This window comes from Pseudomonas baltica (genome assembly GCF_014235765.1).
GTDB lineage: Bacteria > Pseudomonadota > Gammaproteobacteria > Pseudomonadales > Pseudomonadaceae > Aquipseudomonas > Aquipseudomonas baltica.
Window position 1 is genome coordinate 24,232 of record NZ_JACMYH010000010.1, and the last position, 26,831, is coordinate 51,062.

Sequence of the window (26,831 nt, forward strand, 5' to 3'; positions counted from 1 at the left end):
TGGCGCGAGGCGCAAGCCGGAAATTATACGCGCTTTGCCGGTGCCGTAGCGGGCTGTGGCGCAAGGGTCGGGACGGCGATCACGCGCCAGTCGTCGCCCACCGCCGTCATGTCGATGATCTGCAACTGCGGCGATTCGCTCAAGTGCGCCAGTGGCCAGTCGAGCAACGGCCGCGCCGTGGAGCCCATGAACTTGGCGGCAATGAATATCTGATACTCGTCCACCAGGCCTTGGCGGGCGAAGGCCCCTGCCAGGCTCGCTCCGGCTTCCACCAGGACTTCGTTGAGGCCTCGGCGCGCCAACTCGCCGCACAGAGCCGGCAGATCGACTCGCCCCTCCCTGCCCGGCAGGCTCAGCAGTTCGTGACCGGCCTGAAGGTATTCGGGGTGATCCGTTGCGTCTGCGCAGGTCACGACCAGCGCCGGCCCGGCCTGGAAGAACGGCGCATCCAGCGGCACCCGCAGGCGGCCGTCGATCAGAATGCGCAATGGCACGCGGCGCGTTGCCAGCTCGGTAGCCTCGGCATCCAGCCCCAACTCGGAGGCGCGCACGGTCATCCGCGCACCGTCGGCAATCACGCTGTCGGCGCCGGTCAGTACGGCGCTGGATTGCGCCCGCAAGCGCTGCACTGCCGAACGCGCGGCAGGCCCGGTGATCCACTGGCTCTCGCCGCTGGCCATGGCCGTGCGCCCGTCCAAACTCATGGCCAGTTTTACCCGAACGTAGGGCTGGCCGTGTTCCATGCGTTTGAGAAATCCGGGGTTCAGTGCCCGGGCCTCGGCGGCGAGCAGCGGGCACGTGACGGCGATGCCCGCTTGTCGCAGGCGCTCCAGGCCCTGCCCGGCCACCTGCGGATTGGGGTCCTGCATGGCCACCACCACCCGCGCCACGCCGGCTTCGACCAACGCCTCGGCGCATGGCGGCGTACGCCCGTAGTGGCTGCACGGCTCGAGCGTTACATAGGCCGTGGCGCCCCGCGCGCGGGTGCCGGCCTGGCGCAGTGCATGCACCTCGGCATGGGGGCCGCCGGCCTGCATGTGCCAGCCTTCGCCGACCGTTTCACCGTCACGCACGATCACGCAACCCACGCGTGGATTGGGATGAGTGGAATACACGCCTTTGCGCGCCAACTCCAACGCGCGGGCCATGTGCCGGGTATCACTGGCCGTCGGGTCGGGCATGCTCATCATTCCTTCGCCGGCTCGCGCGCCAGGCGGTCGATTTCCTCGCGAAACTCGTCCAGGTCCTGGAAGCGCCGATACACCGAAGCAAAACGGATGTAGGCCACTTCATCGAGCTTTTGCAGCTCGGTCATGACCCACTCGCCGACGACCAGCGACTTGACCTCGCGTTCGCCCGTGGCGCGCAACTGATGCTTGATATGCACCAGCGCCGCCTCGAGGCGCTCGACACTGACAGGGCGTTTTTCCAGCGCTCGCTGCATGCCCGCGCGCAGTTTTTCTTCGTCGAAAGGCTGGCGGCTGCCGTCTTGCTTGATCAGTCGCGGGAGCACCAGTTCGGCGGTTTCGAAGGTGGTGAAACGCTCACCGCAAGCCAGGCACTCACGGCGCCGGCGTACTTGCTCGCCCTCGGCGACCAGTCGTGAGTCGATGACCTTGGTGTCGTTGGCACCGCAGAAGGGACAGTGCATGGTGGCAGGCAACAAAAAAAGGGAGGGCCATGGTAGCGCATCCCACTGGCAAGACAAGCCCGGGGCTTTGCGGTATACAGACGGCTCTACTTTCGTTGGGTTTCGAAATGCCGTCCAAGTCGCTCGTTCTGCTCGCTCTCTTCAGCCTGCTCGCCGCCTGCAGCAGTGATGCGCCCAAGCCCGTGGCCAGCGCTACCCCGCCGCCGACGGCAGCGCCCGTCATCAAGGCGCCCGTGGAACTGGGGCCTTTGCCGGCCTACCAGCGCCAGCTCAGCGGCAACCTGCTCGGCGTACCCGCCGGCGCCGAAGTCGAGATGGCCCTGCTGGTGATCGATTCCCGGGCGCGCCCGCAGAAACTGCTGGCCAGCGCCAAGCAGCGGGGCACCGGCCAACCCCTGCCCTTCCAGCTGCGCTTTGCCGCCGAAGCCTTCCCGGCCGGTTCGCGGGTCGAGCTGCGCGCCCGCGCCAGTCAGTCGGGGCAGTTGATCCTGCACCTGCCTGCCGTGCAGATCAACCAGCCCACCACCCAGCTGCTGGGCAACCTGGAAATGATCAAGGCCCCCTGAAACGCTCGGGCAACGCCCACCATCCGGCCAAACGAGCGGCGGTGGTGGGCCCGATTCGAATCCCTTATAGTCCACCGAACCGCAGATCCGCGAGATTCACATGAGTCAAGAAACCCCGTACATCTTCGACGTGACCACAGCCGATTTCGATCAGGCCGTCATCCAGAACTCCTACATCAAACCCGTGCTGGTGGATTTCTGGGCCGAGTGGTGCGCCCCCTGCAAAGTGCTGATGCCTTTGCTGCAACAGATTGCCGAGGGCTACGCAGGCGAGCTGATTCTGGCCAAGGTCGACTGCGACGCCGAACCCGACATCGTCGGCCGCTTCGGCATTCGCAGCCTGCCCACCGTGGTGTTGTTCAAGGATGGTCAGCCTGTCGACGGCTTCGCCGGTGCGCAGCCGGAATCGGCCATCCGCGCCCTGCTCGAGCCCCATGTGCAGATGCCACCGCCGGCGGCCGCCGACCCACTGGAACTGGCGCAGGCCCTGTTCAGCGAGAGCCGCTTCGGCGAAGCCGAGCAGACCTTGAAGGGGCTGCTGGCCGAAGACAATGCCAACCCTGGCGCGCTGATCCTGTTCGCTCGCTGCCTGGCCGAACGCGGCGAGCTGGACGAAGCGCAACAGGTACTCGATGCCGTCAGTGGTGACGAGCACAAAGCTGCGTTGGCCGGGGCCAAAGCGCAACTGACCTTCCTGCGTCAGGCGGCGGCCCTGCCCGATGCAGCCGACCTCAAGGCACGTCTGGCCCGCGACGCTGGCGACGACGAAGCAGCGTACCAACTGTGCATCCAGCAGCTGTCACGGCAGCATTACGAAGCAGCACTGGACGGACTGCTACAGCTGTTCATGCGCAATCGCAGTTACAGCGAAGGGCTGCCGCACAAGACATTGCTGCAGGTGTTCGAGCTGCTCGGCAACGACCACCCGCTGGTGACCAGCTACCGCCGCAAGCTGTTCGCCGCGCTGTACTGACGGACTGCCGGGCACGCCGTGCTTTTGGCTAGCCTACCCAGCAATAGACCGGCGCATCCGCGCCGGCTTCTACCTTCACCTGCGGGCAATGGCGCAAGCGCACCAGCATTCGCTTGCCAGCCGCCACGTCCCCCACCAGTCCCTGAACCTGATCCAGCAACGCCGGGCCCTCTATCCTTCCTGCCTGTTCCAGCAGCAACAGCACGCTGCGCCACACGCCGTTGTCCTCGGCCCTGGCCTTGCTCTGCGCAGGCGGCGTTGCCGCCGTTGTCGCGTTTTCGGATGCTGTCGCGAAGGGACCGGTCAGGTGCGCCCAGTCCTCAGCGTCCATGTCTATGGCCAGGTCCACCGGCAGGTTGCCTACGGTGCCTTTGATTCTGATCATGCGGATGCCCTTCCATAACGAGGCCTCGTTGTAGCAGCGCCTCGCGGGTGAAGCAATCCCGGCTTCGACTTCAAGCCCTCTGTACGCATTGCCTGAACCGAACATGAATCTTTACAGACACATGGCAACCCAATGTAAATTTGTTATAACATTGCGTTTCCATATCGCTCACGAGATTCCCCAATGCGCCGTCTCATGCTTGCCCTGCCCTTCGCTCTGCTGCCCTTCGTCGCCCATGCCCACGAGGAGGGCCACGAGCATGAGCATGAGCATGAGCACGGCAGCCTCGGCGCCCACGAACACGGCGTGGCACGATTGGACGCCGCCCTGGATGGCCAATCCCTCGAACTGGAACTGCAAAGCCCGGCCATGAACCTGGTGGGCTTCGAGCATGCCGCCAGCAGCGATGCCGACAAGGCCAAGGTCGCCGCGGCACGCAAGACCCTCGAGCAACCCCTGGCCCTGTTCGGCCTGCCCGCCGCAGCCAACTGCAAAGTCGCCGAGCAGAAGCTGGAAAGCCCGTTGTTCGGCGACAAGCCTGCCCACGAGCACGACGCCGCAGAAACCAAGCAAGGTGAAGAGCATCACCACGAGCACAGCGAGATTCATGCGCACTACCACTTCACCTGCGCGTCGCCACAGGCCCTGGAACACCTGGACCTGGCGCGCTTGTTCAGCACCTTCCCCGCCACCCAGAAAATTCAGGTACAACTGATCGGCCCGTCCGGCCAGCAGGGTACGGACCTCACCCCCAAGCAAAGCAGCCTGACATTCTGACCCATGAGCGATGCATTGATCGAGCTGGCCGAACTGGGCTTTGCCTGGCCTGGCCAAGCGATGTTGCTGGACATTCCCGCGTTCCGTCTGGAGCGTGGGGAAACCCTGTTCCTGAAGGGCCCCAGCGGCAGTGGCAAGACCACCCTGCTGGGCCTGCTCGGCGGCGTGCACACGCCGCAGCATGGCAGCGTTCACTTGCTCGGGCAGAACCTGAGCGAGTTGAGCTTTGCCGCCCGTGACCGGTTTCGCGTCGAACACACGGGCTACATCTTCCAGCAATTCAACCTGCTGCCGTTCCTGTCGGTGCGTGAGAACGTGGAGCTGCCCTGCCGCTTCTCCCGCCGCCGCACCGCTCGCGCCGTGCAGCGCCATGGCAGTGTTGCCCAGGCGGCCACGCAACTGCTGGCACACCTTGGCCTGACCGATCCGGCCCTGCTCCAACGCCGTGCCGACACCCTCTCCATCGGTCAGCAGCAACGCGTGGCGGCTGCGCGCGCGCTGATCGGCCAGCCCGAACTGGTGATCGCCGACGAGCCGACCTCGGCGTTGGACAGCGACGCCCGTGAAGCCTTTATCCAACTGCTGTTCGCCGAATGTCGCGCCGCCGGCTCGAGCCTGCTGTTCGTCAGCCACGATCAAAGCCTGGCGCCTCTGTTCGACCGCCACCTGTCCCTGGCCGAACTCAACCACGCAGCACGCCCTGCCTCACCCGAGGTGTCTTGATGTACCTGCTTCGTCTTGCCCTGGCCAGCCTGGCCAACCGCCGCTTCACCGCGTTCCTGACCGCCTTCGCCATTGCCCTGTCGGTGTGCCTGCTGCTGGCCGTGGAACGTGTGCGCCACGAAGCCCGTGCCAGCTTCGCCAGCACGGTCAGCGGTACCGACCTGATCGTCGGCGCCCGCTCCGGCTCGGTCAACCTGCTGCTTTACTCGGTGTTCCGCATCGGCAACGCGACCAACAACATCCGCTGGGACAGTTTCGAGCATTACGCCAACAACCCGCAGGTCAAGTGGGCCATCCCCATCTCGCTGGGTGACTCGCACCGCGGCTACCGGGTCATGGGCACCAACCAGAGCTATTTCGAACACTATCAGTACGGCCGCCGGCAGTCGCTGCAGGTGGTCCAGGGCCGTGCCTTCCAGACCGACCCGTTCGAGGTGGTGCTTGGCGCGCAGGTCGCCGATGCCCTGCATTACAAGCTGGGCGACAAACTGGTGCTGGCCCACGGCGTGGCGGCGATCAGCCTGGTCAAGCACGACGACAAGCCGTTCACCGTCGTCGGCATCCTCGCCCGCACCGGTACGCCGGTCGATCGCACGCTGCACATCAGCCTGGGCGGCATGGAAGCGATCCATGTCGACTGGAAGAATGGCGTACCGGCGCGCGGCGCCGGACGCATCAGCGCCGACCAGGCGCGCAACATGGACCTCACACCCAGCGCCATCACCGCGTTCATGGTCGGCCTGAACAGCAAGATCGCCACCTTCGCCCTGCAACGCGACATCAACGACTTTCGCGGCGAACCGTTGATGGCGATCCTGCCCGGCGTGGCCCTGCAGGAGCTGTGGAGCCTGATGGGCACCGCAGAACAAGCGTTGTTCGTGATCTCCGTATTCGTCGTGCTGACCGGCCTGATCGGCATGCTCACGGCCATCGTCACCAGCCTCAACGAACGCCGCCGCGAGATGGCCATCCTGCGCTCGGTCGGCGCTCGTCCCTGGCACATCGCCGGCCTGCTGATTCTCGAAGCCTTCGCCCTGGCACTGGTCGGAATCCTCGCGGGCATGGCATTGTTGTACCTGGGCATTGCCTGCGCGCAGGGCTACGTGCAGTCCAACTACGGCCTGTATCTGCCGCTGAGCCTGCCCAGCGCCTATGAGTGGTCGCTGCTGGGGATCATCCTCGCAGCCGCAGTGGTCATGGGCGCGATCCCGGCCTGGCGCGCCTACCGGCAATCTCTGGCCGACGGCCTGTCGATCCACCTGTGAGGATTTCACCTATGTTGCGCGCGGTAATGGCCCTGTTGCTGCTGACCAGCATGTCGCTGTCCGCAGCCGAGCTCAAGGAAGTCAGCTGGGAGGCGCTTATCCCGCCGGATGCGCCCAAGCTGACCCCGCAGATGACGCCAATGCACGATCTGGCGAACATCGGCACGACCTTGGTCGAAGCAGCGCCTGCCGTCCACCAGCAGGCGCCCGATGCACCCGTGGTCCAGGCACTGGACGGTCAGCAGCTGCGCATCCCCGGCTACATCGTGCCGCTGGAGGTCAACGAGGCCGGTCGGACCACCGAGTTTCTCCTTGTGCCCTATTTCGGCGCCTGCATCCATGTACCGCCGCCGCCGTCCAACCAGATCGTGCACGTCACCAGCGCCGTCGGGGTCAAGGTCGAAGAGCTCTACCAGCCCTACTGGATCGAGGGACCCATGCAGGTCAAGGCCAGCACCAGCGACCTGGCCCAGGCCGGCTACCAGATGGCTGCGGCGAAGATCTATGCCTACGAACTTCCCGACTGAGCCAATGACTTTTCATTGAGCCAGATCAAAAAACCGCAGCGACGCACTGACTACCATTGGGCGAATGTCCTTCGCATTCCCCAATGGAGCCCCCATGAACAAGTCCTTGCTCGGCGCCTCACTGATTGCCCTGGCGCTGGCAACCTCACAGGCACAGGCCCACCAGGCCGGCGACATGATCATTCGCGCCGGCGCCGCCACCACCGCGCCCAATGAAGACAGCGGCCAGCTCAAGCTGGACGGTGCCAAGGTCGCAGGCACCAAGGCTACCCTCGACAGCGACACGCAGCTGGGCCTGGCCTTCGCCTACATGCTCACCGACCACGTCGGCATCGAGCTGCTGGCGGCCACTCCATTCCAGCACACCGTAGGCGTGCGCGGAATCAGCGCCGCCACCGGTATCGGCGGGCTCGACGGCAAGCTGGCAGACGTCAAGCAACTGCCTCCCACCCTGTCATTGCAGTACTACCCATTGGCGCCAACGTCGCGCTTCCAGCCGTACGCCGGCGTCGGCATCAACTACACCCTGTTCTACGACGAAGATTTGAGTGGTGCGCGCAAGCAGCAGGGCTTCAACAACCTGAAGATCCAGGATTCGGTCGGCATCGCCGGGCAATTGGGGTTTGACTACATGTTGGGCGAGCACATGATGCTCAACGCATCGGTTTGGTACGTCGACATCGACACCAAGGCCAGCGTCGAAGGCCCCACGGCGCTGGGCGTCGGCCGCACCAAAGTCGACCTGGAAGTCGATCCGTGGGTGTACATGGTGGGTGTGGGCTACAAGTTCTAGGCAACGATCCTGCCGCCAGCCCTGCCCCATCGGTGCGGCAACGGGCTGGCGGCAGTGGGCGGTTACAGTGCCAGGAGGCGCCGCAACCCTTCTTCCAGCGGCGTCACAGGGCCCAGTTCGAAGCGTTCCAGCAGCAAGGCGTTGTCGGCGCGCGAGTGACGGATATCGCCCGCACGCGCCGGGCCGTGGCTCACCGCCGGCAAACCGCCCAGCACTGCGCCCAGCCCCGCCAGCAGCTGATTGAGCGACGTCGCCTGGTTCAGCCCTACGTTCACCGCCCCCGGTTGCACGGCGGGCTGCTGCAATCCCTGCATCAGCAAGGTCACCAGGTCACCGACATAGAAGAAGTCGCGGGTCTGTTCGCCATCGCCGAACAGGCTGATCGGCTGCCCACGCTGGGCACGCTCGCTGAAAATACTGATGACGCCCGAATACGGCGAGGAAGGATCCTGCCTCGGCCCGTAGATATTGAAGAAGCGAAACACCACCGGCTCCAGCCCATGCTCGCGGCGGTAGAAGTCCAGATAGTACTCACTGGCCAGCTTGTCCGATGCATAGGGCGTCAAAGGTGCCTTGGGTGTGTTCTCGCCAACCGCCTCACCTTCGCCATTGTTGCCATACACCGCGGCACTGGAAGCGAACAGCACACGCTTGACCCCCGCCAGACGCATCGCTTCGCACAGGTTCAAGGTGCCGATGAAGTTGCTCTGGTGAGTCTTCACTGGATCGTCCACGGAAGCCTGCACCGAAGCGACCGCGGCCAGGTGCACCACCGCTTTGCAGCCGCCTACCACCTTTGCCAACAGGCGTGCGTCGGCGACATCGCCTTCGATCAGCTCCAGCCTGGGGTTTTCCATCGGCAGGTTGCTGCGCTTGCCTGTGGACAAGTCGTCGAGCACCCGCACCGAGTGACCTTCGGCCAGCAACGCATCGACCAGATGGGAGCCAATGAAACCGGCACCGCCGGTGATCAGAATGGGTGTATCAGCCATGTCGGTAGTATCTGTCCAGAAGGCTCGGCAGCCCCGAACGCCAGGCGCGCGGCTTGATACCGAAGGTGTGCAGGATTTTCTTGCAGGCCAGCACGGCGTGCTGCGGTTCTTCCCCGGCATCGGGCCGCGCGGCGTGGGCCTGCGCGGTGGGCGCATCGATCGCCAGTGCGTGCATCGTCCTGGCTTCGCTGATGATCGCCTGGCCAAGGGCCAAGGCAGTGGTCGCCTCGTTGCCGGCATAGTGGTAGGTGCCCCACAGCGGCGCTTCGCAGTCCAGCTGCTTGAGCACCGAGAGGATCACCCGCGCGGCATCATCCACCGGGGTCGGATTGCCGCGCCGGTCATCGGCCAGCGGCAGCGGTTGCGGCAGCTCGGCGCGCTGCAGGTAGCGCCCCAGCACGCCGTCGGCGCTGTCGTCCAGCAGCCAGCCGAACCGCAACAGCACGTGCCGCGGGCAGGCCGCGCGCACGCTCTGCTCGATGCGCCACAACGCCTGACCGCGCAGGCCAAGGGGCACCGGCTCGTCCTTTTCGCTGTAGGCAGTGGCCCGCGAGCCATCGAACACACGATAGCTGGAAGGCTGCAACAGCACGATCTGGTGCTGCTGGCAGCGTTCGGCCAGGCGCTCTACCGCGATTTCTTGTTGGTCCAGGCGCGCCTGGCTCACTGCATCGGCCTGAAACCAGTCGAAGTAGTACGCCAGATTGATCAGCGCATCGGGGCGGGTTTCATCGAGCAGGTCGGTGAGGCTCGCCCCGTCCCAACCGTTTTCCGGCGGCCGCGGGGCCAGGAAGCCGATGCCCTCTTCCGCTCCGAGGCGAATCAGCGCTTGTCCTAGGGCATTCCCACCGCCCAACAGCATAAGGCGCATTCGCATAGAGTCAGCAGGTCCGTTCAAATTGGCAGTTCAGATTAACCGCAGGCACGTGGTCGACGACAAAACCTTCGCCCGCACTCGAATCGAACAGCCATTTTGCGTTTTTCTGACGCTGACGTCACGCGCTATCAAAAACAGGGTTTCGTGACAGCGCCGCAGGCTCAGCCCGGCACGGCCTGCGCAGGCAATCGATGCCCCAGTAAACGACGCCCCAGCTTCTGCCCGTTGACCTCGATCAGGTGGTAGGTGATGAAGGAAACCCCGATCACGGCCAGCAATACCAGGCCCACGAGCAGATTGTTGAGCCACGGATAACCGCTGTCCAGATAACGGAAATCTCCGAACACCGGCGCCAGCGGCAAGCCGGTCTTCTTCTCCAACACCATGAACAGCAGGATCAACACACTCAAAATGATCACATGGGTCAGGTAGATCGAGTAAGAAAGTCGCCCCAGCAGCTCGAACACACGCGTCTTCAGCACGTTGGAAACGATCCCGGCATCGAACGCATACAAGGTCACCGTCAGGCAGAACAGAGCGCTCGCCAGCATGGCCTTGTTCGGCTCGTCACTGCTGAGCACCCAGACAATAGATCCGCCCGCCACGACTTCGAGCAGCGAAGCCATTGCGAACCCCGGCTGCACCCGCTGGCGCAACGCCTCGAACACCTTGTAGCACAACGCCCCGGCGAAGAAGCACGCCAGCCCCTTGTAGGCCAGCGCGGTGAACGGCCCTGCCCCGCTGTACAGCATTGCCATGGAGACGATGACGATCCCGGCCCAGACCAGCACCCGACGCGCCGACGTGCACAGCACCACCGCGGCGAAAATCAAATACATGTAGTACTCGATGCTGATGCTCCAGGAGGGATAGTTGAACGACATGTTTTCCGTCCACGGCGTCCACGCCTGGATCAACAGCAAGTTGGGCACGATCTGCGAAGGCGCATACATACCGGTGAACGGCTCCTTGTTGAAGTTGACCCCCTGCTGCGCGGCGCCCCACTTCACGAACTCGAAGACGATGAACACGCCCAGCAAACAGACATGCAAGGGCGCCAGACGAAAGGTGCGCAGAATGAAGAATCGACGCAAGTCCAGATCGTGCCGCGCGCCGTAGGCATGGGTGATCACGAAGCCGCTGAGCACGAAGAAGAAATCCACGAACAAATCGGCACTGCGAAAGAACGCCAGCTCCGTCACACTGCCGACCACGTGCAGGTGATACAGCACAACGGCCAACGCGCAGATACCGCGAAGACTGTCGAGCGCGTGAAAGCGTTGACCTGAAGCCATGACGTGATTCCGTTCGAAGGGTGTATCGGCTGCAGGCAGTGCGCTCCAGGTAACGAAGCGTGGGCAACAGGGCCGCGAAGTTGGAAAAATCTTAGTGAAGCGGCGGGGCCAGGGCAAGGTAATACGCGATGCATATATTTATATTTTGCCGCTGCGAAAACAGCTGAAAAACTGGCGTCAAAGCCGCTTTATGAGGCCTGCTCGAAGCAGCACCCTCGCCTGCTTTTTGGCGAGCGGCAAAAAGCCCCGGTGCCGGTTGGCAGCGGGGCTTTTTCAGTTCATACAGGCGGTGCAGATATACCCTAGAACGGAATATCATCATCAAAGCTGTCAAAGTCCGGAGCCGGCTGCTGTGCTGGCTGCTGCTGCGCAGGCGGAGCCGAACGCTGCTGCGGCGCGGACTGCTGCGGACGCGGCGCCTGCTGACGCGGAGCCGGTGCCGACTGCTGGTAGTTGTTGCCACCGCCGCCCTGCTGGTCGTTGTTCTGCGGACGGCCGCCCAATAGCTGCATGGTGCCCTGCATGTCGACGATGATCTCGGTGGTGTAGCGTTTGATACCGTCCTTTTCCCACTCGCGGGTCTGCAGCTTGCCTTCGATGTACACCTGCGAGCCCTTGCGCAGGTACTCACCGGCGATCTCCGCAACCTTGCCGAACATCGACACACGGTGCCACTCGGTACGCTCGACCTTCTGGCCGCTCTGCTTGTCGGTCCACTGCTCGCTGGTGGCCAGGCTCAGGTTGGTGACCGCATTGCCGTTGGGCAGGAAACGGACTTCAGGATCCTGACCGCAAGTACCCACCAGAATGACTTTGTTAACCCCACGGGCCATAACGTTCTCCTAGGCTTCGCACGCTGTCGGCGCTGGGTTGACCAGGCGCTCGAGGGCGGTGCGATCCAAAATTTCTTTGTCCAATTTGATATAGATGGCGGCCTCTTCTGCCACCACCACCGCATCTGTTACACCGGGCACGGCTTTCAACCGCTCGGCCAATCCCGTCTCGCGCATCGCTTGGGGCGAAAGCGGCAAGCGCAGACTGGTCACGTAGGGTGGTTCGCGCATAGTAACAGCTATGGCCAGCCACAGGGCGCACAGCGCCGCGCATCCGATAAAGACCACACCCAGGCCACCCTGCTGAAACAACCAACCGCCAAGGATGCCACCCATGGCCGACCCCAGGAACTGGCTGGTGGAATACACCCCCATGGCCGTGCCCTTGCCGCCGGCCGGCGAAACCTTGCTGATCAACGAAGGCAGCGACGCCTCCAGCAAGTTGAACGCCGTGAAGAACACCACCGTGCCAATGACCAGCGCCCTCAGGCTGTCGCCGAACGCCCAGAAGAACACCTCCACCAGCATCAGGGTCGCCACCGCGCCCAGCAGAACACGCTTCATCTTGCGCTTCTTTTCGCCGTAGATGATGAACGGAATCATTGCGAAAAAAGATACGACCAGGGCGGTCAGGTACACCCACCAATGCTGTTCCTTGGGCAACCCGGCGCGATCCACCAATGCCAGTGGCAAGGCGACGAAGCTTGCCATCAGGATCGAGTGAAGCACGAAAATGCCGAGGTCCAGGCGCAGCAGATCGGGGTGCTTGAGGGTGGCCAGCATCTCGCTGCGGGTCACGCCCGACTCACGATGAAGGGTATGTGCCGTGGCCTTGGGCACCACGAAGGCCACCAGCGCGATGCCAACCAACGCCAGCCCGCCGGTCGCCAGGAACAGGCCATGCAGGCCGAAGGCGCGGGTCAGCAGTGGCCCGACCACCATCGCCACCGCGAACGACACGCCAATGCTCATGCCGATCATGGCCATCGCCTTGGTGCGGTTCTGTTCGCGGGTCAGGTCCGATAGCAGGGCCATGACCGCTGCCGATATCGCCCCGGCGCCCTGCAGAACGCGTCCAGCGATCACACCCCAGATGGAGTCGGACTGGGCCGCCACCACGCTGCCGATGGCGAAGATCACCAGGCCGCCGTAGATCACCGGACGACGACCGATCCGGTCGGAGATGACCCCGAAAGGGATCTGCAGGAATGCCTGGGTCAGGCCATAGGCGCCGATCGCCAGACCGATCAGGGCCGGGGTGGCGCCCGCCAGGTCCATGCCATAGGTCGCCAGCACTGGCAGGACCATGAACATGCCCAGCATGCGGAAAGCGAACACCAGGGCCAACCCGCTGGCTGCGCGGGTTTCACCGCTGCTCATACGTTCGCTGTGGGGATCGTGCATGGATAAACCTCGTGTGAACCGGTGACGATTCTACCAGTCCCACCCAGTAACGGCACAGACGGCGACGCTATGACGCGCCTTCTTCATCTTTGCGCGCACTCACCGTGCCGTGCCATTGACAAGCCCCGTATACTCACCTGTTTACGCCCGCCGCGCGAGGCCGCCTTGGACAAGATTCTGGTACGTGGGGCTCGAACCCACAATTTGAAAAACATCGACCTGACCCTGCCCCGTGACAAACTGATCGTGATCACCGGGCTGTCGGGTTCAGGCAAATCCTCCCTGGCTTTCGACACCCTCTACGCCGAAGGCCAACGCCGCTACGTCGAATCGCTGTCGGCCTATGCCCGGCAATTCCTGTCGATGATGGAAAAGCCCGACGTCGACACCATCGAAGGTCTGTCGCCGGCCATTTCCATCGAGCAGAAGTCGACATCGCACAACCCGCGCTCCACCGTCGGCACCATTACCGAGATCTACGACTACCTGCGCCTGCTGTACGCCCGCGTGGGCACGCCGCGCTGCCCGGATCACGACATCCCGCTGGAGGCCCAGACCGTCAGCCAGATGGTCGACCTCGTCCTGGCGCAGCCCGAAGGCGCCCGCCTCATGCTGCTGGCCCCGGTCATCCGCGAACGCAAAGGCGAGCACCTGGCCATTTTCGAAGAGCTGCGCGCCCAGGGTTTCGTCCGTGCGCGCATCAACGGCAAGCTCTACGAAATGGACGAGCTGCCCAAGCTCGACAAGCAGAAGAAGCACACCATCGAAGTGGTGGTGGACCGCTTCAAGGTCCGTGCCGACCTGCAACAGCGTCTGGCCGAATCGTTCGAGACGGCGTTGAAGCTGGCCGATGGCATCGCCCTGGTGGCGTCGATGGACGACGAACCGTTCGAAGAGATCATCTTCTCCGCACGCTTTGCCTGCCCGATCTGCGGCCACGCAATCAGCGAACTGGAACCCAAGCTGTTCTCCTTCAACAACCCGGCCGGCGCCTGCCCGACCTGCGATGGCCTGGGCGTGAAGCAGTTTTTCGACAACAAGCGCTTGGTGAATGGCGAACTGACCCTGGCCGAGGGCGCGATCCGCGGCTGGGACCGGCGCAACGTCTACTATTTCCAGATGCTCGGTTCGCTCGCCAGCCATTATCAGTTCAGCCTGGACGTGCCGTTCAACGAGCTGCCGGCCGACCAGCAGAAAGTCATCCTGACCGGCAGCGGCACGCACAACGTCGACTTCCGCTACCTGAATGACCGGGGCGATATCGTCAAACGTTCGCACCCGTTCGAAGGCATCGTGCCCAACCTCGAACGCCGCTACCGCGAAACCGAGTCGGCCAGCGTCCGTGAAGAACTCGCCAAGTTCCTCAGCACCCAGCCCTGCCCGGACTGCCGCGGCACGCGTCTGCGCCGCGAGGCTCGGCATGTATGGGTAGGCGAGAAAACCCTGCCCGCCGTCACCGGCCTGCCGATCGGCGACGCCACCGAGTACTTCGGCACGCTCGCCCTGACCGGACGCAAGGGCGAAATTGCCGACAAGATCCTCAAGGAAATCCGCGAGCGCCTGCAGTTTCTGGTCAACGTCGGCCTGGACTACCTGACCCTGGACCGCAGTGCCGACACGCTGTCCGGCGGCGAAGCCCAGCGCATCCGTCTGGCCAGCCAGATCGGTGCGGGCTTGGTCGGCGTGATGTACATTCTCGACGAGCCCTCCATCGGCCTGCATCAGCGGGACAATGATCGGTTGCTGGGGACCCTCAAGCACCTGCGCGACATCGGCAATACCGTCATCGTCGTCGAGCATGACGAAGATGCCATTCGCCTCGCCGACTACGTTGTGGACATCGGCCCCGGCGCCGGCGTGCATGGCGGCCATATCGTCGCCCAGGGCACCGCGCAGGAGGTCATGGACCATCCCGACTCGCTGACCGGCAAGTACCTGTCCGGCCGCGTGAAGATCGCCGTGCCAGCCAAGCGTACGCCGCGCAACAAAAAGCTGGCCCTGACGCTCAAGGGCGCCCGCGGCAACAATCTGCGCAATGTCGATCTGGAGATCCCGATCGGCTTGCTGACCTGCGTCACCGGCGTTTCCGGCTCGGGCAAGTCGACCCTGATCAACAACACCCTGTTCCCCCTCAGCGCCACCGCTCTCAACGGGGCAACCACGCTGGAAGCCTCGGCGCATGACAGCATCAATGGCTTGCAGCACCTGGACAAAGTGGTCGACATCGACCAGAGCCCGATCGGACGCACGCCGCGCTCGAACCCTGCCACCTACACCGGATTGTTCACCCCAATCCGCGAACTGTTCGCTGGGGTGCCGGAATCGCGCTCACGCGGTTATGGCCCGGGCCGGTTCTCGTTTAACGTCAAGGGCGGTCGCTGCGAGGCCTGCCAGGGTGATGGCTTGATCAAGGTTGAGATGCACTTCCTGCCCGACATCTATGTGCCCTGCGATGTCTGCAAGAGCAAGCGCTACAACCGCGAAACCCTGGAGATCAAGTACAAGGGCAAGAACATCCACGAGACCCTCGAGATGACCATCGAGGAGGCGCGCGAGTTCTTCGATGCGGTACCGGCACTGGCGCGCAAGCTGCAGACGCTCATGGATGTCGGCCTGTCCTACATCAAGCTGGGGCAGTCGGCGACCACCTTGTCCGGCGGTGAAGCACAGCGGGTCAAACTGTCCCGCGAGCTGTCCAAGCGCGACACCGGCAAGACGCTCTACATCCTCGACGAACCCACCACTGGCCTGCACTTCGCCGATATCCAGCAGCTGCTCGACGTGCTGCATCGCCTGCGCGACCACGGCAACACCGTGGTGGTGATCGAGCACAACCTCGATGTCATCAAGACTGCAGACTGGCTGGTCGACCTGGGCCCGGAGGGCGGCTCCAAAGGCGGCCAGATCATCGCCGTCGGCACACCGGAGCAGGTTGCGGACATGAAGCAGTCCTACACCGGTCACTACCTCAAACCGTTGCTCGAACGCGACAAAGCCTGAAACCAAAAAGCCCCGCACAAGCGGGGCTTTTTTCAGTCCAAACACAACACCAACCCTGTAGCAGCGGCGCAAGCCGCGTCAACAGTCACCGCAGCAAACGTGAATCACCCGCGCCCTTGTAGCAGCGGCGCAAGCCGCGTCGGCGGCCAGCACCATAACCCTGCAGAATCACCGTGCATCCTGCCTGGCCTTGAACAACTGCTACGGTGAGATCAGAACTGCGACTGCAGGTAATTCTCCAAGCCAATGGACTTGATCAAACCCTGCTGCTTCTCCAGCCAGTACGTATGATCTTCCTCGGTATCCGCCAACTGCACCCGCAGTATGTCGCGAGTCACGAAGTCGCTGTGTCGTTCGCACAACTCGATACCCTTGCACAAGGCCGCACGCACCTTGTATTCCAGACGCAGATCGGCAGCGATCATGCTCGGTACATCCGTACCGACTTCAAGGTCGTCCGGACGCATGCGCGGCGTGCCTTCGAGCATCAGGATGCGACGCATCAAGGCGTCGGCATGACCTGCTTCTTCTTCCATCTCATGATTGATGCGCTCGAAGAGCTTGGCGAAGCCCCAGTCCTCGTACATCCGCGAGTGGATGAAATACTGATCACGGGCAGCCAGCTCGCCTGTGAGCAAAGTATTGAGGTAATCGATTACGTCCGGGTGGCCTTGCATCGCCGTATATCTCCTAGCAGAAAGGCATAGTTTGAACCAAGGTCGCGGATACGTCACGGCCCGCGGTGCAGAAATACGCTAAAAAGCAGAGAAAATGTGACGAAATAAAGCGAAAAACCGCCCAGATGAGGGCGGTTCTTCTTATCACTTAGGTTCAGCCCAGCTGGATGCCCAATGCCTTGGCGATCCCATTACCGTAGGCTTCGTCCGCACGGTAGAAGTGCTGCAACTGACGCTCCACCACATCTGCGCTGACACCCATCATCGCACCAGCGATGTTGTCGATGAGCAGAGTCTGCTGCTCGGCATTCATCAAACGAAAAAGAGCGCCGGCCTGGCTGTAGTAATCGGCGTCCACGCGATGATCGAAGCGATCAGCATCACCGTGCAAGGCCAAGGCCGGCTCGCGATACTGAGGCGCCTGCTTGGGTGCATCGGTGTAGCTGTTGGGCTCGTAGTTAGGAGCAGCACCGCCATTGCTGCCAAAGGCCATCGAACCGTCGCGCTGGTACGAGTGAACCGGGCTGCGGGGTGCGTTCACCAGCAACTGCTGATGATTGGTCCCGACGCGATAGCGGTGGGCATCGGCATAGGCGAACACACGGCCTTGCAGCATGCGGTCGGGCGACAGCCCTACGCCGGGCACCATGTTGCTCGGGCCAAACGTCGCTTGCTCTACTTCGGCAAAATAGTTCAGCGGATTACGATTCAGCTCCAACATACCTACTTCGATCAACGGAAACTCCTTCTGCGACCAGGTCTTGGTCACGTCGAACGGGTTTTCGTGGTGAAGGTTCGCCTGATCCTCACTCATGATCTGCATGCATACACGCCACTTGGGAAAATCCCCACGCTCGATTGCATCGAACAGGTCGCGCTGTGCGTAATCCGGGTCGGTGCCGGCGATACGCGCCGCGGCGGCTGGAGCAAGGTTCTTGATGCCCTGAGCCGTCTTGTAGTGCCACTTGACCCAGTGACGCTCACCCTTGGCATTGATCAAGCTATAGGTGTGGCTACCGAAGCCGTGCATGTGACGATAGCCGTCCGGAATGCCGCGGTCCGAGAACAGAATGGTCACCTGGTGCAACGCTTCGGGCGAATGGGACCAGAAGTCCCACATCATCTGCGCGCTCTTGAGGTTGCTTTGAGGCAAACGCTTCTGGGTGTGGATGAAATCGGGAAACTTCATCGGGTCGCGAATGAAGAACACAGGTGTGTTGTTGCCAACGATGTCCCAGTTGCCTTCCTCGGTGTAGAACTTGAGGGCGAAACCCCGCGGATCGCGCTCGGTATCGGCTGAGCCGCGCTCGCCACCCACTGTGGAGAATCGCAGGAAGGTTTCGGTCTGCTTGCCTACGGTACTGAACAGCTTAGCACTGGAGTATTCCGAGATGTCACGGGTTACCGTAAAGGTGCCGTATGCGCCTGAGCCCTTTGCATGAACACGACGCTCGGGAATATTCTCGCGGTTGAAATGCGCAAGCTTCTCGATCAGATGGAAATCGTCCAGCAGCAAGGGACCACGCGGCCCCGCAGAACGGGAATTCTGATTGTCGGCGACCGGCGCGCCGCTGGCGGTGGTGAGGATCTTGCTCTGGCTCATGGACGATGTTCCTTGGTAAGGCTTGCTGTGTAGGCGCCGACTTCAGCGGCTTGGAGCAAGTATCCAAAAAACACCCTCATTCGACTAATGGGCAAATCTTCTTTGCCTGATAGATTTTGACTAATTAGCAGGCAAAAAAAAACCGGACCTAAGCCCGGTTTTTCATGAACAGACTGTTCGTCTTATTCAGCAGCTTCAACCGAGCCACCAACAGGACGATCAACCAGCTCGACGTACGCCATAGGTGCGTTATCGCCAGTACGGAAGCCGCACTTGAGGATACGCAGGTAACCGCCCTGACGGGTGGCATAGCGCTTGCCCAGATCGTTGAACAGCTTACCAACCATTTCTTTCGAACGAGTACGGTCGAAAGCAAGACGGCGGTTTGCAACGCTGTCTACCTTGGCCAGGGTGATCAGCGGCTCGGCAACGCGGCGCAGTTCCTTGGCTTTTGGCAGGGTAGTCTTGATCAGCTCGTGCTCGAACAGCGACACCGCCATGTTCTGAAACATGGCCTTGCGGTGCGAGCTGGTACGGCTCAGGTGACGTCCACTTTTACGATGACGCATGGTTCATTCCTTACCAAACACAACGTTCGGTGATTACGACGATCAGGCAGTCGCCTTGTCGTCCTTCTTAAGACTTGCAGGCGGCCAGTTGTCGAGGCGCATGCCGAGGGACAGACCGCGGGAGGCCAGAACGTCCTTGATTTCGGTCAAGGATTTCTTGCCCAGGTTCGGAGTCTTCAACAGTTCTACTTCGGTACGCTGAATCAGGTCGCCGATGTAGTAAATGTTTTCCGCCTTAAGGCAGTTAGCCGAACGTACAGTCAGTTCCAGATCGTCAACCGGGCGAAGCAGGATCGGATCGATCTCGTCTTCCTGCTCGATTACCACAGGCTCACTGTCACCTTTGAGATCGACGAACGCAGCCAACTGCTGTTGCAGAATGGTTGCAGCGCGACGGATGGCCTCTTCAGGATCCAGGGTACCGTTGGTTTCCAGATCAATAACCAGCTTGTCCAGGTTAGTGCGCTGCTCGACACGGGCGTTTTCCACCACGTATGCGATACGACGTACCGGGCTGAACGAAGAGTCGAGCTGCAAGCGACCAATGCTGCGGCTTTCGTCTTCATCGCTTTGACGCGAGTCGGCCGGTTCATAACCACGACCACGAGCTACGACGAGCTTCATGTTCAGGGCGCCGTTAGACGCCAGGTTAGCGATTACGTGATCGGGATTAACGATCTCGACATCATGATCCAGCTGAATATCGGCAGCGGTAACCACCCCCGAACCCTTTTTCGACAAGGTCAGCGTAACTTCGTCACGACCGTGCAGCTTGATAGCCAGGCCTTTCAGGTTCAACAGGATTTCAATGACGTCTTCCTGTACACCTTCGATGGCGCTGTACTCATGGAGTACACCGTCAATCTCGGCCTCGACTACTGCGCAGCCGGGCATTGAGGACAACAGGATGCGTCGCAGCGCGTTGCCCAGGGTATGGCCGAAACCACGCTCGAGAGGCTCGAGGGTGATCTTGGCGCGGGTTGGACTGACGACCTGCACATCAATATGGCGGGGCGTCAGGAACTCATTTACCGAAATCTGCATGGATGCACCTATTTTCTAGCCCTTACTTGGAGTAGAGCTCGACAATCAGGCTTTCGTTGATGTCGGCGGACAGATCACTGCGAGCAGGAACGTTCTTGAAAACGCCCGACTTCTTCTCAGTGTCTACTTCTACCCATTCTACGCGGCCACGTTGGGCACACAGATCGAGAGCTTGGACAATGCGAAGCTGGTTTTTAGCTTTCTCGCGAATCGCGACCACGTCACCAGCACGAACCTGGTAGGACGGAACGTTAACGGTCTTGCCGTTTACGCTGACCGACTTGTGCGATACCAACTGACGGGATTCGGCACGAGTCGAGCCGAAGCCCATACGGTATACGACGTTGTCCAGACGGCATTCGAGCAGTTGCAGCAGGTTCTCGCCGGTTGCGCCTTTCTTGCCGGCAGCTTCCTTGTAGTAACCGCTGAACTGACGCTCGAGAACGCCATAGATACGACGGACTTTCTGCTTTTCACGCAGCTGGGTGCCGTAGTCGGACTGGCGGCCACGGCGCTGACCGTGGATACCTGGGGCTGCTTCGATATTGCACTTCGATTCCAGGGCGCGAACGCCGCTTTTCAGGAACAGGTCAGTGCCTTCACGACGAGCCAGTTTGCATTTTGGACCAATGTAACGAGCCATTATCTATCGTCTCCTGAATTACACGCGGCGCTTCTTCGGCGGACGGCACCCGTTATGCGGGATTGGCGTCACGTCGGTGATGCTGGCGATCTTATAGCCACAGCCGTTCAATGCACGGACAGCGGACTCACGACCTGGACCTGGACCCTTGACGTTGACGTCGAGGTTCTTCAGGCCATATTCCAGCGCAGCTTGACCAGCACGCTCTGCAGCCACCTGGGCAGCGAACGGGGTGGACTTGCGTGAACCGCGGAAACCCGAACCGCCGGAGGTGGCCCAGGACAGGGCGTTACCTTGACGATCGGTAATGGTCACGATGGTGTTGTTGAAAGACGCGTGGATGTGGGCGATGCCATCAACCACTGTCTTTTTGACTTTCTTACGAGGACGAGCAGCAGGTTTTGCCATGACTAGATTCCTGTCGATTCGCTGGTGCGATTACTTGCGGATCGGCTTACGCGGACCTTTACGGGTACGCGCGTTGGTCTTGGTACGCTGACCGCGTACTGGCAGACCACGACGATGACGAAGACCGCGATAGCAGCCCAGATCCATCAAGCGCTTGATTTTCATGTTGATTTCGCGGCGCAGATCACCTTCGGTGGTGAACTTCGCCACTTCGCCACGCAGCTGTTCAATCTGCTCGTCGCTCAGATCCTTGATCCGTGCGGCTGGGTTGACCCCAGTGTCTGCACAGATTTTCTGTGCAGTAGTGCGACCAACACCATAGATGTAGGTCAGCGAGATAACAGTGTGCTTGTTATCTGGAATGTTAACGCCTGCAATACGGGCCATTCAGTGGGACTCCAATTGACAGCTACCTACGCCCCGGAAGCCAAGAAATAGGGCGCGAGATAATATCGCTGTAATAACAAATAATCAACCCGGCAGCGCACTAGCTGCCGGGCTTGTAGCACATCACAGTCAGCCTTGGCGCTGTTTGTGACGCGGCTCTGCGCTGCAAATGACTCGAACGACGCCTTCGCGACGAATGATTTTGCAGTTACGGCACAGCTTTTTCACCGATGCACGAACTTTCATTGCCAACTCCTCGAACCTTAAGGGACTGTCAGCGCAGCAGACCGCTGCCACCGTAGCCTTTCAGGTTGGCTTTCTTCATCAGGGATTCGTACTGGTGCGAAACGAGGTGCGATTGTACTTGGGACATAAAGTCCATCACAACCACTACCACAATCAGCAACGAGGTCCCGCCAAGGTAGAACGGAACGTTTGCAGCCACCACCAGGAACTGTGGAAGCAAGCAGACGCACATCATGTACAGGGCACCGAACATGGTCAAACGGGTCAGAACGCCATCAATGTAGCGCGCCGACTGCTCGCCTGGACGAATACCCGGAATAAAGGCACCGGACTTCTTCAGGTTTTCCGCCACGTCTTTCGGATTGAACATCAACGCCGTATAGAAGAAGCAGAAGAAAATGATCCCTGCACTAAACAGCAGAATGTTCAACGGCTGACCAGGAGCGATCGACTGCGAGACGTCCTGCAACCAGCCCATACCTTCGGACTGACCGAACCAGGAGCCCAGCGAAGCCGGGAACAGCAAGATGCTGCTCGCGAAAATGGCAGGAATCACACCGGCCATGTTCACTTTCAGCGGCAAGTGGCTCGTCTGCGCAGCGAAAACCTTGCGGCCTTGCTGACGCTTGGCATAGTGAACGGCTATTCGCCGCTGACCACGCTCGATGAACACCACGAAACCGATAATCGCTACCGCCAGCAGACCGATCGCAACCAGCGCGAAGATGTTGATATCGCCCTGACGCGCAGACTCGAAAGACTGCCCGATCGCTCTCGGAAGACCAGCAACGATACCCGCGAAGATCAACATCGAGATACCGTTACCCACACCACGCTCAGTGATCTGCTCACCCAGCCACATCATGAACATCGCGCCCGCCACGAAAGTGGAGACCGCCACGAAGTAGAAGCTGAAGCTTGCAGTGAACGCCACACCCTGATTGGCCAAGCCGATCGACATGCCGATCGCCTGCACCAAGGCCAGGATGACGGTGCCATAGCGGGTGTACTGGCTGATCTTGCGACGGCCAGCTTCCCCTTCCTTCTTCAACTGCTCCAGTTGCGGGCTCACGGCGGTCATCAGCTGCATGATGATCGATGCCGAAATGTACGGCATGATCCCCAGTGCAAAGATGCTCATCCGTTCCAGCGCGCCACCGGAAAACATGTTGAACAAGCTAAGAATGGTCCCCTCATTCTGTCGAAACAGGTCTGCGAGTCGGTCCGGGTTGATACCTGGAACCGGGATGTGTGCGCCAATTCTGTAGACGATGATCGCCAGGAACAGAAAACGCAGACGAGCCCAGAGTTCAGACATACCGCCCTTGCCTAGCGCTGAGAGAGCACCTTGCTTAGCCATTTATTCCTCGAACTTGCCGCCAGCTGCTTCGATAGCCGCACGCGCACCTTTGGTGGCGGCGATTCCCTTGATGGTCACAGCGCGAGTCACTTCGCCCGACAGCATGATTTTCACACGCTGTACGTTCTGGTTGATCACGTTGGCATCCTTCAGGGACTGCACGGAGACGATGTCGCCTTCCACTCGGGCCAGCTCGGACAGACGCACTTCTGCGCGGTCCATGGCTTTCAGGGAAACGAAACCGAACTTCGGCAAGCGACGGTGCAGCGGCTGTTGACCGCCTTCGAAGCCTGGAGCGATGGTGCCACCGGAGCGGGAGGTCTGACCTTTGTGGCCACGGCCACCGGTCTTGCCCAAACCACTACCGATACCACGACCCGGGCGATGCTTTTCGCGACGCGAACCGGGAGCTGGACTCAGATCATTGAGTTTCATCGATTAACCCTCTACGCGAAGCATGTAGTAGGCCTTGTTGATCATCCCGCGATTCTCGGGAGTATCCTGGACTTCTACAGTGTGACCGATGCGACGCAGACCCAGACCCTTAACGCACAATTTGTGGTTAGGGATACGGCCGGTCATGCTTTTGATCAGCGTAACTTTTACAGTAGCCATGATCAGATGATCTCCTCAACGTTCAGACCGCGCTTGGCGGCGATGGACGACGGGGACTGCATGGCTTTCAGACCCTTGAACGTAGCGTGAACCACGTTGACGGGGTTGGTCGAGCCGTAGCACTTGGCCAGAACGTTCTGGACACCAGCCACTTCGAGAACGGCACGCATTGCGCCGCCAGCGATGATACCGGTACCTTCCGAAGCAGGCTGCATGTACACCTTCGAAGCGCCGTGAGCGGACTTCATGGCGTACTGCAAGGTGGTCCCGTTCAGGTCCACTTGAATCATGTTGCGACGAGCTGCTTCCATAGCTTTCTGGATTGCAGCAGGCACTTCACGAGACTTGCCACGGCCGAAGCCAACACGGCCCTTGCCATCACCTACCACGGTCAACGCGGTGAAGGTGAAGATACGGCCGCCTTTGACGGTCTTGGCAACGCGGTTAACTTGAACCAGCTTCTCGATGTAGCCTTCGTCGCGCTTTTGGTCGTTATTTGACATAACTTAGAACTCCAGCCCAGCTTCACGAGCGCCATCGGCCAGCGCTTTGACGCGACCGTGGTACTTGAAGCCAGAGCGGTCGAAAGCCACCTGCGAGACGCCAGCGGCCTTAGCACGCGAAGCGACCAGCTGGCCAACCTTAGTGGCCGCGTCAATGTTGCCGGTGGCACCATCACGCAATTCTTTGTCCAAAGTCGAGGCACTTGCCAAGACCTTGCTGCCGTCGGCCGAGATGACCTGGGCATAGATGTGCTGCGAAGAGCGGAACACGCAGAGACGCACGACTTCGAGTTCGTGCATTTTCAGGCGTGCCTTGCGAGCGCGACGCAGTCGAGTAACTTTTTTGTCGGTCATTTGCTATGCCCTACTTCTTCTTGGCTTCTTTACGGCGGACGACTTCGTCTGCGTAACGTACACCTTTGCCTTTGTAAGGCTCTGGCGGACGGAAATCGCGGATTTCAGCGGCCACTTGACCCACCAGCTGCTTGTCGATGCCCTTGATCAGGATATCGGTCTGGCTAGGAGTCTCAGCGGTGATGCCTTGCGGCAACTCGTAATCCACCGGATGAGAGAAGCCCAGCGACAGGTTCAGCACTGTGCCTTTTGCTTGTGCTTTATAGCCAACACCGACCAGCTGGAGCTTGCGCTCGAAGCCTTGGCTTACGCCCTGGACCATGTTGTTGACCAAAGCGCGAGTGGTACCGGCCATTGCACGGGTCTGCTGATCGCCGTTCTTGGCAGCGAAACGCAGTTCGCCAGCCTCTTCAACGACTTCAACCGACGAGTGAACGTTCAGTTCCAGAGTGCCCTTGGCACCCTTCACCGAAAGCTGTTGGCCGGCGAATTTTACTTCGACACCAGCTGGCAGCTTAACGGGGTTCTTAGCGACGCGAGACATGCTTATCCCCCCTTAGAACACTGTGCAGAGTACTTCGCCGCCGACACCGGCAGCGCGCGCAGCACGATCCGTCATCACACCTTTATTGGTGGAGACGATGGATACGCCGAGACCGCCACGAACTTTCGGCAGGTCATCAACGGATTTGTACTGACGCAGGCCTGGACGACTTACGCGCTTGACTTCCTCGATGACCGGACGGCCTTCGAAGTATTTCAGCTCGATGGAAAGCGACGGTTTTGCTTCGCTGCTTACCTGAAAACCCGCGATGTAACCTTCGTCCTTCAGAACTTTGGCCACAGCTACCTTCAACGTGGAAGATGGCATGCTTACGACGGGCTTTTCAGCCATCTGGGCATTACGGATTCGAGTTAGCATGTCCGCTAACGGGTCCTGCATACTCATGGGCTAGACGCTCCTGATACAAAAATAATTAGCCTTGCGGCTACAACGTCGCCGAGCGTTTGATCCGGTCCAAAAACCCGGGCTCAGGCGAGCCGGCAATTCTAGACGTACGGCAGAAATGAATCAAGCCCCATGAGGGGCTTGATTCAGTCGCCGTGACACCGGCGGTCGGTTGATTGCTCAATCGAGCGCAGGCATCTCGTCGGTCCGACTTACCAGCTGGCTTTGACCAGACCTGGTACGTCACCGCGCATGGCGGCCTGGCGCAGCATGTTACGGCCGAGGCCGAACTTGCGGTACACGCCATGTGGACGACCAGTCAGGCGGCAGCGGTTACGCATGCGAGCAGCGCTCGCATCACGTGGCTGCTTCTGCAGGGCTACGGAAGCATTCCAGCGCTCTTCTTCACTTGCGTTCAGATTGACGATGATTGCTTTGAGCTCAGCACGCTTCTTGGCGTATTTAGCTACCGTCAGCTGACGCTTCAGCTCACGGTTCTTCATGCTCTTCTTGGCCATTTTCCTACTCCAATCAGTTGCGGAACGGGAAGTTGAAGGCACGCAGCAAGGCGCGACCTTCTTCATCCGAACGAGCAGTGGTGGTCAGGGTAATGTCCAGACCGCGCAGAGCATCGATCTTGTCGTAATCGATTTCCGGGAAAATGATCTGCTCTTTCACGCCCATGCTGTAGTTGCCACGACCGTCGAAGGACTTGGCATTCAGGCCGCGGAAGTCGCGTACCCGAGGCAGGGAGATCGCCAGCAGGCGGTCCAGGAATTCGTACATCTTGTCGCGACGCAAAGTCACCTTGACACCGATCGGCCAACCCTCACGGACCTTGAAGCCCGCGATGGATTTGCGTGCGAAGGTCACAACGGCTTTCTGGCCGCAGATCTTCTCGATGTCGGCTACAGCGTGCTCGATGACTTTCTTGTCGCCGATCGCTTCGCCCAGACCCATGTTCAGGGTGATCTTGGTAACGCGCGGAACTTCCATCACGTTCGCAAGCTTGAGTTCTTCCTTAAGCTTGGGAGCGATTTCCTTCCGGTAAATCTCTTTCAGTCGTGCCATGGTCTTCTACCTAGCAGTGTTCAAGCATCAACCGCTTTTTGGGTCGACTTGAAGACACGAATTTTTTTGCCTTCTTCTACTTTGAAACCAACGCGGTCAGCCTTGTTGGTTTCGCCATTGAAGATGGCGACGTTGGAAGCGTGCAGAGGCGCTTCTTTCTCGACGATACCGCCTTGTACGCCCGACATCGGGTTAGGCTTGGTATGACGCTTCACCAGGTTGACCCCACCAACGACCAGACGGTCGTCAGCGAGAACCTTGAGCACCTTACCGCGCTTGCCTTTGTCTTTGCCGGCGATCACGATGATCTCGTCGTCACGACGAATCTTTTGCATGTCGGA

Annotated in this window: 34 protein-coding genes; 8 read left to right on the forward strand and 26 right to left on the reverse strand. The window is 60.7% G+C overall.

Annotated features, from left to right (window positions below; genetic code table 11):
• Positions 1-23 precede the first annotated feature (23 nt).
• Positions 24-1,181 (reverse strand): bifunctional diaminohydroxyphosphoribosylaminopyrimidine deaminase/5-amino-6-(5-phosphoribosylamino)uracil reductase RibD, encoded by a 1,158-nt coding sequence (gene ribD / locus H7993_RS19915; protein WP_185795432.1) that lies wholly within the window; start codon positions 1,179-1,181, stop codon positions 24-26.
• 5 nt (positions 1,182-1,186) lie between these two features.
• Entirely contained in the window at positions 1,187-1,651 is a 465-nt protein-coding gene (nrdR, locus tag H7993_RS19920) for a transcriptional regulator NrdR (RefSeq protein WP_161804299.1), read from the reverse strand.
• A 107-nt stretch (positions 1,652-1,758) separates the two neighbouring features.
• Here nrdR and H7993_RS19925 point away from each other — a divergent pair, with 107 nt between their 5' ends.
• Positions 1,759-2,217, forward strand: a complete 459-nt coding sequence (locus tag H7993_RS19925; RefSeq protein WP_185795433.1) for a YbaY family lipoprotein — start codon at positions 1,759-1,761, stop codon at positions 2,215-2,217.
• Positions 2,218-2,317: 100 nt separating this feature from the next.
• Positions 2,318-3,190 (forward strand): thioredoxin, encoded by an 873-nt coding sequence (trxA, locus tag H7993_RS19930; protein WP_185795434.1) that lies wholly within the window; start codon positions 2,318-2,320, stop codon positions 3,188-3,190.
• Between the two features lie 28 nt (positions 3,191-3,218).
• Here the strand turns inward: trxA and H7993_RS19935 are convergent, their stop codons facing one another.
• The gene (locus H7993_RS19935; protein ID WP_185795435.1) at positions 3,219-3,575 is read right to left on the reverse strand and encodes a hypothetical protein; all 357 of its coding nucleotides are present in this window, start codon (positions 3,573-3,575) and stop codon (positions 3,219-3,221) included.
• 183 nt (positions 3,576-3,758) lie between these two features.
• Between H7993_RS19935 and H7993_RS19940 the strand changes: the two genes are divergently transcribed.
• The 5 genes from H7993_RS19940 (at position 3,759) to H7993_RS19960 (ending at position 7,660) form a co-directional block, all read left to right on the forward strand.
• Positions 3,759-4,352 carry a DUF2796 domain-containing protein gene (locus H7993_RS19940; protein ID WP_185795436.1) on the forward strand — a complete coding sequence of 198 codons (594 nt, stop codon included), beginning with the start codon at positions 3,759-3,761 and terminating at the stop codon, positions 4,350-4,352.
• A gap of 3 nt (positions 4,353-4,355) precedes the next feature.
• On the forward strand, positions 4,356-5,075 hold the full coding sequence (locus H7993_RS19945; protein WP_122475615.1) for an ABC transporter ATP-binding protein: 720 nt from the start codon (positions 4,356-4,358) through the stop codon (positions 5,073-5,075).
• Positions 5,075-6,340: an ABC transporter permease gene (locus H7993_RS19950; RefSeq protein ID WP_122475617.1), complete on the forward strand. Its 1,266-nt coding sequence runs from the start codon at positions 5,075-5,077 to the stop codon at positions 6,338-6,340. The genes H7993_RS19945 and H7993_RS19950 overlap by 1 nt, the downstream gene beginning before the upstream one ends.
• Positions 6,341-6,351: 11 nt before the next feature.
• Positions 6,352-6,867, forward strand: coding sequence for a DUF3299 domain-containing protein (locus tag H7993_RS19955; protein WP_122475619.1), 516 nt, complete (start codon positions 6,352-6,354; stop codon positions 6,865-6,867).
• A gap of 94 nt (positions 6,868-6,961) precedes the next feature.
• Positions 6,962-7,660 carry an OmpW/AlkL family protein gene (locus tag H7993_RS19960; RefSeq protein WP_185795437.1) on the forward strand — a complete coding sequence of 233 codons (699 nt, stop codon included), beginning with the start codon at positions 6,962-6,964 and terminating at the stop codon, positions 7,658-7,660.
• Between the two features lie 62 nt (positions 7,661-7,722).
• Here the strand turns inward: H7993_RS19960 and H7993_RS19965 are convergent, their stop codons facing one another.
• The 5 genes from H7993_RS19965 to H7993_RS19985 form a co-directional block, all read right to left on the reverse strand.
• Positions 7,723-8,652 carry an NAD-dependent epimerase/dehydratase family protein gene (locus H7993_RS19965; RefSeq protein ID WP_185795438.1) on the reverse strand — a complete coding sequence of 310 codons (930 nt, stop codon included), beginning with the start codon at positions 8,650-8,652 and terminating at the stop codon, positions 7,723-7,725.
• Entirely contained in the window at positions 8,645-9,529 is an 885-nt protein-coding gene (locus H7993_RS19970) for a sugar nucleotide-binding protein (protein ID WP_122475625.1), read from the reverse strand. Before H7993_RS19970 ends, H7993_RS19965 begins: the two co-directional genes overlap by 8 nt.
• 161 nt (positions 9,530-9,690) lie before the next feature.
• Positions 9,691-10,824: an acyltransferase family protein gene (locus H7993_RS19975; RefSeq protein WP_185795439.1), complete on the reverse strand. Its 1,134-nt coding sequence runs from the start codon at positions 10,822-10,824 to the stop codon at positions 9,691-9,693.
• Between the two features lie 302 nt (positions 10,825-11,126).
• Positions 11,127-11,657, reverse strand: coding sequence for a single-stranded DNA-binding protein (locus H7993_RS19980; protein ID WP_122475629.1), 531 nt, complete (start codon positions 11,655-11,657; stop codon positions 11,127-11,129).
• 9 nt (positions 11,658-11,666) lie between these two features.
• Positions 11,667-13,061 (reverse strand): MFS transporter, encoded by a 1,395-nt coding sequence (locus H7993_RS19985; RefSeq protein WP_185795440.1) that lies wholly within the window; start codon positions 13,059-13,061, stop codon positions 11,667-11,669.
• 165 nt (positions 13,062-13,226) lie between these two features.
• On the opposite strand from H7993_RS19985, the gene uvrA reads away from it, so the two are divergent.
• Positions 13,227-16,061, forward strand: a complete 2,835-nt coding sequence (uvrA, locus tag H7993_RS19990; protein ID WP_122475633.1) for an excinuclease ABC subunit UvrA — start codon at positions 13,227-13,229, stop codon at positions 16,059-16,061.
• A gap of 212 nt (positions 16,062-16,273) precedes the next feature.
• Here uvrA and bfr read toward each other — a convergent pair whose 3' ends face one another.
• From bfr to rplX, 18 genes are all read right to left on the reverse strand, one after another.
• A complete protein-coding gene (gene bfr, locus H7993_RS19995) occupies positions 16,274-16,738 on the reverse strand; it encodes a bacterioferritin (RefSeq protein ID WP_122475635.1) in 465 nt (154 codons plus the stop codon).
• Between the two features lie 154 nt (positions 16,739-16,892).
• Positions 16,893-18,341, reverse strand: a complete 1,449-nt coding sequence (locus H7993_RS20000) for a catalase (RefSeq protein WP_185795441.1) — start codon at positions 18,339-18,341, stop codon at positions 16,893-16,895.
• 182 nt (positions 18,342-18,523) lie between these two features.
• On the reverse strand, positions 18,524-18,910 hold the full coding sequence (gene rplQ, locus H7993_RS20005) for a 50S ribosomal protein L17 (RefSeq protein ID WP_122475639.1): 387 nt from the start codon (positions 18,908-18,910) through the stop codon (positions 18,524-18,526).
• 42 nt (positions 18,911-18,952) lie between these two features.
• Complete coding sequence (locus H7993_RS20010) at positions 18,953-19,954, reverse strand: DNA-directed RNA polymerase subunit alpha (RefSeq protein ID WP_007924176.1); 1,002 nt, start codon at positions 19,952-19,954, stop codon at positions 18,953-18,955.
• A gap of 22 nt (positions 19,955-19,976) precedes the next feature.
• On the reverse strand, positions 19,977-20,597 hold the full coding sequence (gene rpsD, locus H7993_RS20015) for a 30S ribosomal protein S4 (RefSeq protein ID WP_043192542.1): 621 nt from the start codon (positions 20,595-20,597) through the stop codon (positions 19,977-19,979).
• A gap of 18 nt (positions 20,598-20,615) precedes the next feature.
• The gene (rpsK, locus tag H7993_RS20020) at positions 20,616-21,005 is read right to left on the reverse strand and encodes a 30S ribosomal protein S11 (RefSeq protein ID WP_002555466.1); all 390 of its coding nucleotides are present in this window, start codon (positions 21,003-21,005) and stop codon (positions 20,616-20,618) included.
• A gap of 30 nt (positions 21,006-21,035) precedes the next feature.
• Positions 21,036-21,392 (reverse strand): 30S ribosomal protein S13, encoded by a 357-nt coding sequence (rpsM, locus tag H7993_RS20025; protein ID WP_043192541.1) that lies wholly within the window; start codon positions 21,390-21,392, stop codon positions 21,036-21,038.
• A gap of 129 nt (positions 21,393-21,521) precedes the next feature.
• The gene (gene rpmJ / locus H7993_RS20030) at positions 21,522-21,638 is read right to left on the reverse strand and encodes a 50S ribosomal protein L36 (RefSeq protein ID WP_002555468.1); all 117 of its coding nucleotides are present in this window, start codon (positions 21,636-21,638) and stop codon (positions 21,522-21,524) included.
• Between the two features lie 28 nt (positions 21,639-21,666).
• The gene (gene secY / locus H7993_RS20035; protein WP_043192540.1) at positions 21,667-22,998 is read right to left on the reverse strand and encodes a preprotein translocase subunit SecY; all 1,332 of its coding nucleotides are present in this window, start codon (positions 22,996-22,998) and stop codon (positions 21,667-21,669) included.
• Complete coding sequence (gene rplO, locus H7993_RS20040; RefSeq protein WP_122475641.1) at positions 22,999-23,433, reverse strand: 50S ribosomal protein L15; 435 nt, start codon at positions 23,431-23,433, stop codon at positions 22,999-23,001.
• 3 nt (positions 23,434-23,436) lie between these two features.
• Positions 23,437-23,613 carry a 50S ribosomal protein L30 gene (gene rpmD / locus H7993_RS20045; protein WP_003176408.1) on the reverse strand — a complete coding sequence of 59 codons (177 nt, stop codon included), beginning with the start codon at positions 23,611-23,613 and terminating at the stop codon, positions 23,437-23,439.
• A gap of 2 nt (positions 23,614-23,615) precedes the next feature.
• Positions 23,616-24,116 carry a 30S ribosomal protein S5 gene (gene rpsE / locus H7993_RS20050; protein WP_043192537.1) on the reverse strand — a complete coding sequence of 167 codons (501 nt, stop codon included), beginning with the start codon at positions 24,114-24,116 and terminating at the stop codon, positions 23,616-23,618.
• 3 nt (positions 24,117-24,119) lie between these two features.
• The gene (gene rplR, locus H7993_RS20055; RefSeq protein ID WP_043192536.1) at positions 24,120-24,470 is read right to left on the reverse strand and encodes a 50S ribosomal protein L18; all 351 of its coding nucleotides are present in this window, start codon (positions 24,468-24,470) and stop codon (positions 24,120-24,122) included.
• 10 nt (positions 24,471-24,480) lie between these two features.
• On the reverse strand, positions 24,481-25,014 hold the full coding sequence (gene rplF, locus H7993_RS20060; protein WP_122475643.1) for a 50S ribosomal protein L6: 534 nt from the start codon (positions 25,012-25,014) through the stop codon (positions 24,481-24,483).
• A gap of 12 nt (positions 25,015-25,026) precedes the next feature.
• Positions 25,027-25,419, reverse strand: a complete 393-nt coding sequence (gene rpsH, locus H7993_RS20065; protein ID WP_122475645.1) for a 30S ribosomal protein S8 — start codon at positions 25,417-25,419, stop codon at positions 25,027-25,029.
• A gap of 212 nt (positions 25,420-25,631) precedes the next feature.
• Entirely contained in the window at positions 25,632-25,937 is a 306-nt protein-coding gene (rpsN, locus tag H7993_RS20070; protein WP_122475647.1) for a 30S ribosomal protein S14, read from the reverse strand.
• Positions 25,938-25,950: 13 nt separating this feature from the next.
• Positions 25,951-26,490 carry a 50S ribosomal protein L5 gene (rplE, locus tag H7993_RS20075; protein ID WP_122475649.1) on the reverse strand — a complete coding sequence of 180 codons (540 nt, stop codon included), beginning with the start codon at positions 26,488-26,490 and terminating at the stop codon, positions 25,951-25,953.
• 20 nt (positions 26,491-26,510) lie between these two features.
• Positions 26,511-26,825 carry a 50S ribosomal protein L24 gene (rplX, locus tag H7993_RS20080; RefSeq protein WP_049860773.1) on the reverse strand — a complete coding sequence of 105 codons (315 nt, stop codon included), beginning with the start codon at positions 26,823-26,825 and terminating at the stop codon, positions 26,511-26,513.
• Positions 26,826-26,831 lie beyond the last annotated feature (6 nt).